The sequence below is a fragment of the Rhodoferax sp. GW822-FHT04A08 genome (genome assembly GCF_058801025.1).
This window is the reverse complement of sequence record NZ_JBXAMW010000002.1, coordinates 249,263-262,083: the sequence shown is the minus strand read 5'-3', so window position 1 is coordinate 262,083 and position 12,821 is coordinate 249,263. Positions and strand designations below refer to the sequence as shown.

The window sequence follows — 12,821 nt, the reverse complement described above, 5'->3', positions numbered from 1 at the left end:
GCTATTCCACGACCTGTCGGTGCTGCTGAACAGCCGCCAGCAGCAGCGGGTGCAGGTTCACCACGTTGCCCGCATCGACGCGCGCCAGAAAGTCGCGGCGCATACGTGGCTCCCAGAATTTCTTCAGGTGGGTGGCCAAGTCGAGCAAGGCCTCCTGCCGGTCGGGCATGCTGTCAAAGAAGGTGGCAATCTGGTTGCCCATGCGGGTGAGGTTGTCTTCTGCCATGGCTATGTTTTCCACTCAAACTGTTCGGGGTGTGTGTAGACCGTCAGGTTGTCGCCCCGGGCGAAGCCCAGCAGCGTGAGGCCTGCTTGCTGTGCCACTTCCACGGCCAGGCCGGTGACGCCCGATATGGCGGCCAGCGTGCCTATGCCGGCACAGGCGGTCTTTTGCACCATCTCGTAGCTGGCCCGGCTGGTGACGGCAACAAAGCCGCTGGCCGCGTCCGCGCGTGCGTGCGCCAGCGCGCCAACGAGCTTGTCCAGCGCATTGTGGCGGCCCACATCCTCGCGCAGTGTCACGATGTTGCCGCTGGGGTCGCACCAGGCCGCGGCGTGGGTGGCGCCGGTAACCGATAGCAGCATCTGGCGCGCGCGCAGGTTCTGCACGGCGCTGGCGACCGCGCTCGCGCCAAAGCGGACATGTTGCGCCTGCGACCGGGGTATGCGCACGGCCTGCGCCAGGCTTTCGGTGCCACACAACCCGCATCCGGTGCGACCTGTGAGGTTGCGCCGCATTTCCTTCAGGCGTGCGAACTGTGAGGCGGCAATCCGGATGTGCAGTGTGCTGCCCTGCGTTGTGCTGCTGACCTCCAGATCGTGCACTTGCTGTGCGCTTTCCACGATGCCTTCCGACAGGGAAAAGCCCAGCGCAAAGTCTTCCAGGTCATCGGGCGTGGCCATCATCACCGCATGCGAAATGCCGTTGTACTCGAACGCCACGGGCACCTCTTCGGCCACGCAGTCCTGGTCGTGGAAGAGGTGGCCGTCGCGCCGCCCGGTCACCTCCAGCGTGCGGTAGGTGCCGGGGGCAGGCAATGCCAGGTTGCACATGTCCATGGCGTGCTCAGCGGCCCGTGGTGGTTGCAAAGTCGGGTGCTGCCTCTGGCTGCAGGCCCGCCAGCGTCAGCTGCTCGCGGTTGAAGCGGTTGTAGGACTTCTGCCAGTCCGAGGGCTGCGCCACCGGCATTACCTGCACCGCGGTCACCTTGTACTCGGGGCAGTTGGTGGCCCAGTCGGAGTTGTCGGTGGTGATGACGTTGGCGCCCGACTCGGGGAAGTGGAAGGTGGTGTAGACCACACCGGGCTGCACCCGCTCGGTCACCACGACACGCAGCACGGTCTGGCCGGCACGGCTCTCGACGCCCACCCAGTCATCTTCGCGGATGCCGCGTTCTTCTGCGTCGTGCGGGTGGATTTCCAGTCGGTCTTCCCCGTGCCACTGCACGTTCTCGGTCCTGCGGGTCTGTGCGCCTACGTTGTACTGCGACAGGATGCGCCCGGTGGTCAGGATCAGCGGGAACTTGCGCGTGACTTTCTCGTCGGTGGCCACGTACTGTGTGACGATGAAGCGGCCCTTGCCGCGCACAAAGCCGTCCACGTGCATGGTCTCAGTGCCCAACTCCGCCGTGTCTTCGTTGCATGGCCATTGCACGCTGCCGTGCTGCTCGATCTTCTCGTAGCTCACACCGCGGAAGCTGGGGGTGAGTGCGGAGATCTCGGCCATGATTTCGCCGGGGTGGTTGTAGTGCATGGGGTAACCCAGGGCGTTGGACAGCAGCATGGTGATTTCCCAGTCAGAGTAACCCGCCTTGGGTGGCATCACCTTGCGCACGCGCGAAATGCGGCGCTCGGCATTGGTGAAGGTGCCGTCCTTTTCCAGGAAGGACGAACCGGGCAGGAACACATGGGCGTACTTGGCCGTCTCGTTGAGGAACAGGTCCTGTACCACGATGCATTCCATGGCCGCCAGTGCTGCGGTCACGTGCTGCGTGTTGGGGTCGCTCTGCACGATGTCTTCGCCTTCGCAGTACAGACCCATGAAGCTGCCTGCCTGCGCCGCGTCCAGCATGTTGGGAATGCGCAGGCCGGGTTCGGGCTCCAGGTGCACGCCCCAGGCCGCCTCGAATTGGCTGCGCACCGTGCTGTCGGAGATGTGCCGGTAGCCCGGCAGCTCATGCGGGAAGGAGCCCATGTCGCAGGCGCCCTGCACATTGTTCTGGCCGCGCAGCGGGTTCACGCCCACGCCGGGACGGCCCACGTTGCCGGTGGCCATGGCCAGGTTGGCAATGCCCATCACGGCGGTGGAGCCCTGGGCATGCTCGGTCACGCCCAGGCCGTAGTAGATGGCCGCATTGCCACCGGTGGCATACAGGCGCGCCGCACCGCGCATCAGCTCCGCGGGCACACCGGTGACCTCGGCCATGGCCTCGGGCGAGTTCTCGGGCAGGGCCACAAAGTCGCGCCACTGCTGGAACGACTTGGTGTCGCAGCGCGCGTCGATGTAGTCCTTGGCCAGCAGACCTTCGGTGACCACCACATGGGCCAGCGCGGTGATGACGGCCACGTTGGTTCCGGGGCGCAGTTGCAGGTGGTAATCGGCGCGGATGTGGGGCGCGTCCACCAGATCGATCTGGCGCGGGTCGATCACGATCAGTTTGGCACCGGCGCGCAGGCGCTTCTTCATGCGCGAGGCAAACACCGGGTGTGCGGCCGACGGGTTGGCACCCATCACCAGGATCACGTCGGCTTGTTCCACCGACTTGAAGGTCTGCGTGCCGGCCGAGGTGCCATAGGTCTGGCCCAGCCCGTAACCGGTGGGCGAGTGGCACACACGTGCGCAAGTGTCCACGTTGTTGTTGCCAAAGGCGGCGCGCACCAGTTTTTGCACCAGGTAGGTTTCTTCGTTGGTGCAGCGCGAGGAGGTAATGCCGCCCACCGAGTCCTTGCCATGCTTGGCCTGGATGCGGCGGAACTCGCTGGCGGCGTAGCCAATGGCTTCTTCCCAGCTGACCTCTTTCCACGGGTCGGTGATGGCCTTGCGGATCATGGGCTTGGTCATGCGGTCCTTGTGGGTGGCATAGCCCCAGGCAAAGCGGCCCTTGATGCAGGCGTGGCCTTCGTTGGCCTTGCCGTCTTTCCACGGCACCATGCGCACCACTTCGTTGCCCTTCATCTCGGCCTTGAAGCCGCAACCCACGCCGCAGTAGGCGCAGGTGGTGATCTTGCTGTGCTCGGGCTGGCCCAGCTGGATGATGGACTTCTCCTGCAGCGTGGCGGTGGGGCAGGCCTGCACGCAGGCGCCGCAGCTCACGCATTCGCTTTCCATGAAGGGTTGGTCCTGTCCCGGCGACACGCGCGATTCGAATCCGCGGCCGCTGATGGTCAGCGCGAACGTGCCTTGCACTTCTTCGCAGGCACGCACGCAGCGGTTGCACACGATGCACTTGGAGGCGTCATAGGTGAAGTAGGGGTTGGACTCGTCCTTGGCACTGTCCAGGTGGTGGGCGCCACCGTTCTGGGCACCCACGCCATAGCGCACTTCGCGCAGGCCGGTTACGCCAGCCATGGTCTGCAGTTCGCAGTCGCCGTTGGCCGAGCAGGTCAGGCAGTCCAGCGGGTGGTCGGAGATGTAGAGCTCCATCACACCCTTGCGCAGCTCCTGCAGTTTGGGTGTCTGGGTGCGCACCTTCATGCCGGCTTCGGCCGGTGTCGTGCAGGACGCAGGAAAACCCCTGCGGCCTTCGATCTCCACCAAGCACAGGCGGCAGGAGCCAAAGGGTTCCAGCGTGTCGGTGGCGCACAGTTTGGGCACCTGGATGCCGGCGTCCACAGCGGCACGCATCAGCGAAGTGCCCGCAGGCACGGTGACGCGTTCGCCGTCAATTTCCAGCGTCACGTGCTGGGTGGACTCGCGGCGCGGCGTGCCGAAGTCGACAACGGTTTGGTGTTCAAGCATGGTCGATTCCTTGTGGATACGTTTCAGGCAGCCTTGGTCTGGGGCGCGGCCAGACCAAAATCCTGCGGGTAGTGGTTGAGTGCGGACAGGACCGGGTTGGGCGTCATCGAGCCCATGGCGCAGAGCGAGCCGTTCTGCATGGTGTCGCACAGATCGCGCAGCAGCTTGACCTGCTGCGGCCGGTTCTGGTCACCCACCAGCCGGTCTATGACTTCCACGCCGCGGGTGGAGCCGATGCGGCACGGCGTGCACTTGCCGCAGGATTCCACTGCACAGAATTCCATGGCGTAGCGCGCCAGCTGTGCCATGTCGGCGCTGTCGTCATGGACCACGATGCCACCGTGGCCCACCGTGGCGCCAACGGCGGCAAAGGCTTCGTAGTCCATCGGTACATCCCAGTGCTCGGGCGGCACGTAGGAGCCTAGCGGCCCGCCCACCTGCACGGCCTTGACCGGGCGGCCTGAAGCAGTGCCACCGCCGTAGTCAAAAATCAGTTCCCGCAGCGTGACGCCGAAGGCCTTCTCGATCAGCCCGCCGTGTTTCACATTGCCGGTGAGTTGCATGGGCAGCGTGCCGTGGGAGCGGCCCACGCCATAGTCTTTGTAGAACTTAGCACCTTTGGCCAGGATGAGGGGAACGGTGGCAAAAGTGATGACGTTGTTGATCACCGTGGGTTGGCCAAAGAGTCCGTGGAGCGCGGGAATGGGCGGCTTGGCCCGCACCACGCCGCGCTTGCCTTCAATGCTCTCCAGCATGGCGGTTTCTTCGCCGCATACATAGGCACCGGCGGCCTTGCGCACTTCCAGATGGAAGCGGTGGCCGGTGCCCAGGATGTTGTCGCCCAGGAAGCCGGCCTGTGTGGCAAGCGCCACCGCCTCGCGCATGGTGGCCACGGCGTGCGGGTATTCCGAGCGGATGTAGACATAGCCCTCGGTTGCTCCTACGGCGATGGCGGCAATGGTCATGCCCTCGATCAGCATGAAGGGGTCGCCCTCCATGGTCATGCGGTCGGAGTAGGTACCGGAGTCGCCTTCGTCGGCATTGCACACCACGTATTTCTGTTTGCCTGCGGCAGCGGCCACAGTCTTCCATTTGATGCCCGCAGGAAAGGCGGCACCACCTCTGCCGCGCAAGCCGGAATCCAGCACCACCTGTATCACTTCCGCGTCAGGGCGTTGCAGTGCGTGGCGCAGGCCCTCATAGCCACCCAGGCTCTGGTAGTCGGTCAGTGACAAGGGGCGGGTCACACCCATGCGCGCAAAGGTCAGGCGTTCCTGGTGCTTGAGGTAGGGGATTTCCTCCACCGGCCCCAGGCCCAAGGGGTGGGTGCCACCCTGGTGGAGCGCGGCGTCCAACAGGCTGGGTACGTCTTTCACCTGGACCGGGCCGTAACCGATGCGACCCTGTGCGGTTTGCACTTCCACCAGCGGCTCCAGCCAGAACAGGCCGCGCGAACTGGTTCTCGCTATCTCAATCGCAATGCCTCGCGCTGCGGCCTGGGTCTGTATGGCTTGCGCCACTTCATCGGCGCCCAATGCCAGAGCAGCGGAGTCGCAGGGAACACAGAGGGTGATGCTCATGCTGCACTCCTTGCGGTGTCCAGCAGGCGGTCGAAGTCGTCGCAGCTGACGCGCGCATGCAGGCGGTCATTCACCACGATGGCCGGAGAGGTGGAGCACAGGCCCAGGCAGTACACGGGCTTGAGTGTGAAGGCCGCATCCGGCGTGGTGGCTCCGTGCAGCGCATCGTCCGCTGTCAGCGACAGGCGCTGGCAGGCGTGGGACCATAAGGCGTCGGCCCCCATCGATTGGCAAGCTTCGGCGCGGCAGACCTGGACCACGTGGCGACCACCGGGCTCCGTCTGGAAGTGGTGGTAGTAGGTGAGCACGCCATGCACCTCGGCGCGCGAGAGCTTGAGCGCCTGTGCAATCGAGGCCACGCAGTCTGCGGGAATGTAGCCTACCGTGTCCTGGATATCGTGCAGCAGGGGCAGTAGGGCGCCCGGCGTATCTTTTCTGGCTTCGATCAGGCGCTGGATCGTCTCGGTATGCGAGGCGCCAACAGTGTCTTTGATCGCTCTTTCGGTCATTTTGTCTCCTGCAGTTTGGCTGTCCACCGAAGGCGGGCAGCGCAGTGTCCAACAGACATGACCTGGCTGGCTAATTTATTCTGCACATGCCCTGATTACCGCGCGTGATGTATGCACCGCAGTGCATAGCAAAAACAGGCCTAGGCGCGCAGCAAACCCGAGTTGCTTTTCACATGGCTGGCCCATGCCGGGTCCGTGGCCAGGCGTAGTGCGGCGCTCAGGGTGTGGCTGGGTTGGTGCGAGTCGACGTAAATCAATCCAATCGGCGTGACCACATCCGGTGCGTTCAGGGGTACGGCCTCCAGCGCGCCATGGCCGTTGAGCACACCGACCAATGCGCCAGGCAGCACGCTGCACACGTTGCCATCCAGCACTGCCAAGCCCAGCGCAAGAATGGAGTTGGTTTCGATGACGGGTTCGACGCGTGCACCGGCCTGTCGGAAGGCATCGTCGACGATAGTGCGGTTGTGCATCTCCGGAGTGAGCAGGCACAAAGCGTTGGAAGCGGCGTCCGCCCAGCGGCACGCCTGCGTGGTGATCTGCAGTCCGCTGGCAGATGCCTGGCTTGCGCGCCGGAGCAGAAAGTAGCGTTCGTCGTACTGCCAAAGCGTGGTCAGTGGCCCGGGCCTGATACGGTCGGTGTAGCCCAGTGCCAGATCGAGCGACAGGTTTTCCAGACCGGTTTCGATGTCCTGCGAACTCAGCGAACGCAAGGTCACCCGTATGCCCGGATGTTTCTTTTGCAGCATGCCGGAAAACCGCGCGGCAATCGGCATGACCGACGGCACGGCACCCAAGGTCAAGGCGCCAGCGGGCGCACTCTCTGCGCTCTTGAGGGACTGCTGCAGCAGCTCCTGCTCGTGCAGCATGCGCTGTGCGGTGAGAAAGATCTGTTCGCCTTCGGGCGTGAAGCTCTCGAAGGCGCGGCCGCGCTTCACGATGGCGGTGCCGAACTCTTTCTCCAGCGCGCGTATGGCATTGGAGAGAGCGGGCTGAGTGACGTGGCAGGCCTCGGCGGCGCGGCCAAAGTGCTTGTGGTGGTGCAGGGCGACCAGATAGCGCAGGGATGTGAAAAGACTCATAAGGTATTGGTGCGCAAGATCGCCGCAGTGTTACTGCGCCTGCATCTTGCGGTACAGGGTCTGGCGGCTGATGCCCAGCGTTCGCGCAGCCAGGGAGATGTTGCCGCGGCTGGCTTCCAGGGCCTGCTTTACCGCATAGCGCGACAGCTCCTGCAGGTTGTGAGGTTCGCGCACTTCGCTGACCTGGCTGGCGCGCGTCTGCGGCGCCAGCAGGTCTTCCACGATGTCATCGGGCAGGTGCTTGAACTCGATGCTGGACTCGTCGTCATCGAGCATGGCGCAGGCCGTGCGCAGCACGCTGGCACACTGGCGCAGATTGCCCGGCCAGGCGTACTGGCTCATCTTGTCCAGCACCTGAGGCTGCAGATGGACCGCGCGCTGTGGATGCAGCCCGGCCAGCAGGCGCTCGGCCAGCGCCTGAAAGTCGGTGCGCTCGCGCAGCGCGGGCAACTGCACTGTCAGGCCGTTGATGCGGTAGTACAGGTCGCTGCGAAAGGCGCCGCGGCTGGCGGCTTCGCGCAGGTTGCAGTGGGTGGCGCACACCAGCGCAAAGTCCACCGCAATTGATTTGCTGCCACCCAGTGGCACCACGGATCTCTCCTGCAGCACCCGCAGCAGACGGGTCTGCATGGACAGGGGCATATCGCCGATTTCATCGAGGAACAGGGTGCCGCCGTTGGCCTCGCGCAGCTTGCCCAGACTGCCTTCCTTGCGCGCGCCGGTGAAGGCGCCCGGCGCATAGCCAAACAGTTCGGCTTCGATCAGGTTCTCGGGGATGGCGGCGCAGTTGATGGCCACAAACGGGCCGCTGGCGCGCTTGCTGGAGTCGTGCATGGCGCGCGCAAAGTATTCCTTGCCTACGCCAGACTCGCCCTGGATCAGCACCGGGATGGGCTTGTCCAGCACGCGCCGCGCCTTGTCGGCAGCGCCGCGCCATTGCAGGTCGCCGGTGTCCAGTGCAGTCAGGGCGTCTTTGGCCACTGCCGTGGCAGCGCTTGCGGGTACCAGAATCTGCGGTGGCAGGGCGGCGGCATCGGCCTGCATCTGGACAAAGAGCGTAGTGCCGTCATGCAGATGCACTTGCAAGGCCTGAGCTGGCCTTTGGCGGTGCCGCGTCAGCAGGTCCGACAGGCGCACGTCCAACACACTGCCGAGTTGCGTGGCACCTATGGCTTTGGCGTTCATGCGCAACAGCGACAGCGCCTGCCGGTTGGCGCCGATGATCCAGCCGTCGTCGGACAAGGTGGCAATGCCTTCGGCCACGGTGCCTATGCCTTCGGCGCGCGCATGCATGTGGATGCGCAGATGCCGCTTGGAAGTGGCAATCATGAGCCGGTTCTCGATCATGCGTGCGGCGGTGCTCACCAGGCCCAGTGTCATGGGGTGGCCGCTGTGTTGTTCGCCCGAGATGTCCAGGATGCCAATGACATTGCCACAGGAAGACATGATGGGTGCCGCCGCGCAGGTCAGAAAGCCGTTGCGTTCCAGAAAGTGTTCGGCGCCGTGGATTTCCACCGGGCTCTCTTCGGCAATGGCGGTTCCTATCGCGTTGGTTCCGCGGTGCTCTTCGCGCCAGGAAGCGCCGGCCGTGAGCGATACACGCTCAGCCTTGGACAGGAAGAAGGGATCGCCCAGGGTGTGCATCAGGGTGCCACGGCTGTCGGCCAGTATCACCACATTCTGGATATGGCGCACTTGCTCGAACAGGTACTCCATCACCGGTCGGGAGTGGGCCAGCAATTCGTGGTTGCGTGCCAGCGACTGGCGCAGTTCGCTGTCAGCGGCGTGGTCGGTGGCGGTGAGCCGCCCCATGGGCAACAGGCCCGCAGCCAGGCTGCGTTGCCAGGAGTGCCACAGGCGTTCATTCACCGTGCCGGGCAAGGGCGTGCCATGTTCAATGAGGTGTTGCCGCGCCTGACGCAGCACCGGTGTCGGTGTTGAATGTTTCATGCTGTCTCCTCGGCCGGGCTGCGATGTCCCGGCTCTTGCGTGCGGCCAGTGTAGGAGAGCCGGGGTGCATCCCTCGCCGCTTGCTTCGCATTGTCCGTTCAACTGTCACGTTTCTGGACAGTTGTCCGAAGGCGGACAGCTGCATGTTGCATTTGTGCCTATGCATGTGCGCGCATAGGTGGCAATAAGCCCAATGAAATCAACGTTGTAGGTTTTGCGGCGCAGATGGCACAGGTCTTGATAAGTAGAAGCGCCCGCAAGGGAAATATTCCAACCAAACCATCCATTCAGGAGACAACATGATTTACGCATTGCCCGGAGCTGCCGGTGCCAAGGTTGCCTACAAGGACCACTACGACAACTTCATTGGCGGCAAGTTCGTCGCACCGGTCAAGGGTCAGTACTTTGACGTCATCACACCGATTACCGGCAAACCCTATACCAAGGCTGCGCGCTCCACAGCGGAAGACATCGAGCTGGCGCTGGATGCCGCCCACGCCGCGGCCGACCAATGGGGCAAGACCGACGCCGCCACGCGCGCCAACATCCTGCTCAAGATTGCGGACCGCATCGAAGCCAATCTGGAGCTGCTGGCCTACGCCGAGACCGTGGACAACGGCAAGGCCATCCGCGAAACCCTGAATGCCGACATTCCCCTCACGGTAGACCACTTCCGCTACTTCGCCGGCTGCGTGCGCGCACAAGAGGGCGCACTCTCCAATATCGACGAGAACACCGTGGCGTATCACATCCAGGAACCGCTGGGCGTGGTGGGCCAGATCATTCCATGGAACTTCCCCATCCTGATGGCGGCCTGGAAGCTGGCCCCTGCACTGGGCGCCGGCAACTGCGTGGTGCTCAAGCCGGCAGAGTCCACACCCATCTCCATCCTGGTATTGGTCGAACTGATTGCCGACCTGTTGCCTCCCGGTGTGTTGAACATCGTCAACGGCTATGGCCGTGAAGCCGGTCTGCCCCTGGCCACCAGCAAGCGCATTGCCAAGATCGCCTTTACCGGCTCCACCACCACAGGCCGCGTGATTGCACAGGCTGCCGCCAACAACCTGATCCCGGCCACGCTGGAACTGGGTGGCAAGTCGCCCAACATCTTCTTTGCCGACATCATGGACAAGGACGATGGCTTCCTGGACAAGGCCGTGGAAGGTCTGGTGCTGTTTGCCTTCAATCAGGGCGAAGTCTGCACCTGCCCGTCGCGCGCCATCATCCAGGAAAGCATCTACGACAAGTTCATGGAGCGCGTGCTCAAGCGCGTGGCCGCCATCAAGCACATCAACCCGCTGGACTCCGACAGCATGATGGGTGCGCAGGCTTCCAAGGAACAGCTCACCAAGATCCTGTCCTATCTGGATCTGGGCAAGCAGGAAGGCGCCGAAGTGCTGGCCGGTGGTTCGCAAGCCCATCTGGGTGGTGAGCTGGAAGGCGGTTACTACGTGCAGCCCACGCTGTTCAAGGGCCACAACAAGATGCGCATCTTCCAGGAGGAAATCTTCGGACCGGTGCTGGCTGTGACCACCTTCAAGGACGAAGCCGAAGCCCTGGCCATTGCCAACGACACGCTGTACGGTCTGGGTGCCGGTGTGTGGAGCCGCAACGGCAATGTGGCCTACCGCATGGGCCGCGCCATCAAGGCGGGCCGTGTATGGACCAATTGCTACCACGCCTATCCTGCGCACGCAGCGTTTGGCGGCTACAAGGAATCCGGCATTGGCCGCGAGACCCACAAGGTCATGCTCGACCACTACCAGCAGACCAAGAACCTGTTGGTTTCTTATAGCGAACAGAAGCTCGGGTTCTTCTAAGCTCCCCCTGAGCCGCGCCTGCGGCGCGTCTTCCCCCTGAGGGGGACAACGCTGCGGCCCGGCAAAGCCGGTTCCGTCGCGTTCTGGATGTGGACACGCAGGGCGGTGCCGGTTTGCCAAAGACTCGGCGCAGCAGCCGGGCAGGGCGGCCGCCGATTTCTGGTACTCCAGCATGAGGTGGCCGCCCACACAGTCCATGAAGCTGCGCGCGCCAACAACGCTACATGCAAACCGGAGACAAACATGGTTGAAAAAGTCGTAGCCACTCCCGCCGCCCTGGAACTGGTGGCGTTCCTGAAGACCAAGCACGGCCCCGATCTGATGTTTCACCAGTCCGGCGGTTGTTGCGACAACAGCGCTGCCAACTGCTACCTGCCTGGCGAGATCAGCATGGGCGCGGGGGACGTGTACCTGGGTGATGTGGGTGGTTGTCCGTTCTACATCGGACTGGCCCAGTACGAATATTGGAAGCACACGCAGCTCATCATCGATGTGATCGAGGGCACTGGCGGAACCTTTTCGCTGGAAGGGCCCGAAGGCAAGGCCTTTCATACCCGCTCGCGCGTGTTCACTGCGGAAGAACTCGCCGAGCTCGAAGGCCAGCAGGTCAGGACCGGGCTGGATGTGCCGGTCCATTCACGCTGAAGTGATCTGGAAAGTCACCGTGGCGAGGGTTTTCACTGATTCTCCAGAGTGGGTAGCACAGTAGGATTGCGCTATCCAAAAGTGCCTATCTGCCCCTGTTCTTGAACAGGTTAAAGAGAGGGCACTCTTTTTAAACCCGGATTGGATAGCGCTATCCATACAAGAAAGTTCAGAGACCACCTGTCGGTGGCATGTGCCATTCATTTCAACAACAAGCCTCCACGAGGCTATTCAGGAGAAAAGCATGAAACTCAAAAGCAACCTGGCCGCACTGCTGCTCGCCATAGGCTCTGCAAGCGCCTTTGCGCAACTCACCGTGGGCGTCAGCTTCGATGCCTACCAGGAAGAGCGCTGGAAGACCGATGAGGCTGCCATCAAGGCCGAGCTGGCCAAGCATGGCGCCAAGTACATCATGGCCGATGCCGGTGCTTCCACCGAGAAGCAACTGGTGGACATTGACGGCCTGATCGCCAAGGGCGCCAAGGTGCTGATCATCTTGGGCCGCGACAAGGATGCGATTCTTCCTGCCATCAACAAGGCCAACCAGCTGAAGATTCCGGTGATCGCCTATGACCGCCTGTTCGAGGCGCCCGGTGTCACCTACATCACCTTCGACAACAAGGAAGTGGGCCGCATGCTTGCGCGAGCGGTGCTGGCCGTGAAGCCCAAGGGCAACTACGCCATCATCAAGGGCGATGTGGGCAATGCCAACTCCGCCTTTTTGCGCGAGGGCACACAGGAGGTGCTGGAGCCCTACCTCAAGCGCGGCGACGTGAAGATTGTGGGTGAGGAGTACACAGCGGACTGGAATCCGCAGAATTCCCAGAAGAACATGGAACAGATTCTGACCAAGAACGGCAACAAGGTGGACGCCGTGATTGCGCAGAACGACGGCATGGCCGGTGGTGTGGTTGCCGCCTTGGCCGCCAAGGGTCTGCAAGGCATTCCGGTCTCAGGACAAGATGGCGACCTGGCTGCGCTGAACCGCGTAGCGCTGGGTACACAGACCGTGTCGGTGTGGAAGAACTCTGCTGACCTTGGCGTGGCCGCAGCGCGCGCCGCAGTAGAGCTGGGTGCGGGCAAGCCGGTGACCGGTGCCGTGGATTGGGCCGGTGGTGAGAAGAAGGTGACGCTCAAGTCCATCTTCTTGAAGCCCATCCCTGTGACACAAGCCAATCTGGATGTGGTGGTCAAGGCTGGCCACATCAAGAAGGAAGAACTGTGCAAGGGCGTGACCGATCCCAAGGTAACTGCCTGCAAATAGATCCGCTACCAGG

10 protein-coding genes are annotated in these 12,821 nt (G+C 63.1%); 3 read left to right on the top strand and 7 right to left on the bottom strand.

The genetic code is table 11. The features are described from left to right. Position 1: 1 nt before the first annotated feature. The 7 genes from AC1RMF_RS05730 to AC1RMF_RS05700 form a co-directional block, all read right to left on the bottom strand. A complete protein-coding gene (locus tag AC1RMF_RS05730) occupies positions 2–226 on the bottom strand; it encodes a formate dehydrogenase subunit delta (protein WP_493140326.1) in 225 nt (74 codons plus the stop codon). Between the two features lie 2 nt (positions 227–228). After that, complete coding sequence (gene fdhD, locus AC1RMF_RS05725) at positions 229–1,059, bottom strand: formate dehydrogenase accessory sulfurtransferase FdhD (RefSeq protein ID WP_493140324.1); 831 nt, start codon at positions 1,057–1,059, stop codon at positions 229–231. Between the two features lie 7 nt (positions 1,060–1,066). Further along, entirely contained in the window at positions 1,067–3,958 is a 2,892-nt protein-coding gene (gene fdhF / locus AC1RMF_RS05720; RefSeq protein WP_493140322.1) for a formate dehydrogenase subunit alpha, read from the bottom strand. Positions 3,959–3,981: 23 nt separating this feature from the next. Further along, positions 3,982–5,538 (bottom strand): formate dehydrogenase beta subunit, encoded by a 1,557-nt coding sequence (locus tag AC1RMF_RS05715; RefSeq protein ID WP_493140320.1) that lies wholly within the window; start codon positions 5,536–5,538, stop codon positions 3,982–3,984. Continuing rightward, positions 5,535–6,047, bottom strand: coding sequence for a formate dehydrogenase subunit gamma (locus AC1RMF_RS05710; protein WP_493140318.1), 513 nt, complete (start codon positions 6,045–6,047; stop codon positions 5,535–5,537). Before AC1RMF_RS05710 ends, AC1RMF_RS05715 begins: the two co-directional genes overlap by 4 nt. 140 nt (positions 6,048–6,187) lie before the next feature. Further along, entirely contained in the window at positions 6,188–7,129 is a 942-nt protein-coding gene (locus tag AC1RMF_RS05705) for a LysR family transcriptional regulator (RefSeq protein ID WP_493140316.1), read from the bottom strand. A 30-nt stretch (positions 7,130–7,159) separates the two neighbouring features. Further along, a complete protein-coding gene (locus AC1RMF_RS05700) occupies positions 7,160–9,079 on the bottom strand; it encodes a sigma-54-dependent Fis family transcriptional regulator (RefSeq protein ID WP_493140314.1) in 1,920 nt (639 codons plus the stop codon). A 299-nt stretch (positions 9,080–9,378) separates the two neighbouring features. Between AC1RMF_RS05700 and adh the strand changes: the two genes are divergently transcribed. From adh to AC1RMF_RS05685, 3 genes are all read left to right on the top strand, one after another. Further along, positions 9,379–10,899: an aldehyde dehydrogenase gene (adh, locus tag AC1RMF_RS05695; RefSeq protein WP_493140312.1), complete on the top strand. Its 1,521-nt coding sequence runs from the start codon at positions 9,379–9,381 to the stop codon at positions 10,897–10,899. Between the two features lie 243 nt (positions 10,900–11,142). Continuing rightward, on the top strand, positions 11,143–11,544 hold the full coding sequence (locus AC1RMF_RS05690; RefSeq protein ID WP_493140310.1) for a DUF779 domain-containing protein: 402 nt from the start codon (positions 11,143–11,145) through the stop codon (positions 11,542–11,544). Between the two features lie 244 nt (positions 11,545–11,788). Next, positions 11,789–12,808, top strand: a complete 1,020-nt coding sequence (locus tag AC1RMF_RS05685) for a substrate-binding domain-containing protein (RefSeq protein WP_493140308.1) — start codon at positions 11,789–11,791, stop codon at positions 12,806–12,808. Positions 12,809–12,821 lie beyond the last annotated feature (13 nt).

Excerpts from the sequence above, each read along its gene's own strand:
- AC1RMF_RS05705 (WP_493140316.1), bottom strand. The coding sequence starts at position 7,129 with ATGAGTCTTTTCACATCCCTGCGCTATCTGGTCGCCCTGCACCACCAC.
- AC1RMF_RS05685 (WP_493140308.1), top strand. The coding sequence starts at position 11,789 with ATGAAACTCAAAAGCAACCTGGCCGCACTGCTGCTCGCCATAGGCTCT.
- fdhD (WP_493140324.1), bottom strand. The coding sequence starts at position 1,059 with ATGGACATGTGCAACCTGGCATTGCCTGCCCCCGGCACCTACCGCACG.
- adh (WP_493140312.1), top strand. The coding sequence starts at position 9,379 with ATGATTTACGCATTGCCCGGAGCTGCCGGTGCCAAGGTTGCCTACAAG.
- AC1RMF_RS05700 (WP_493140314.1), bottom strand. The coding sequence starts at position 9,079 with ATGAAACATTCAACACCGACACCGGTGCTGCGTCAGGCGCGGCAACAC.
- AC1RMF_RS05710 (WP_493140318.1), bottom strand. The coding sequence starts at position 6,047 with ATGACCGAAAGAGCGATCAAAGACACTGTTGGCGCCTCGCATACCGAG.
- fdhF (WP_493140322.1), bottom strand. The coding sequence starts at position 3,958 with ATGCTTGAACACCAAACCGTTGTCGACTTCGGCACGCCGCGCCGCGAG.
- AC1RMF_RS05690 (WP_493140310.1), top strand. The coding sequence starts at position 11,143 with ATGGTTGAAAAAGTCGTAGCCACTCCCGCCGCCCTGGAACTGGTGGCG.
- AC1RMF_RS05715 (WP_493140320.1), bottom strand. The coding sequence starts at position 5,538 with ATGAGCATCACCCTCTGTGTTCCCTGCGACTCCGCTGCTCTGGCATTG.
- AC1RMF_RS05730 (WP_493140326.1), bottom strand. The coding sequence starts at position 226 with ATGGCAGAAGACAACCTCACCCGCATGGGCAACCAGATTGCCACCTTC.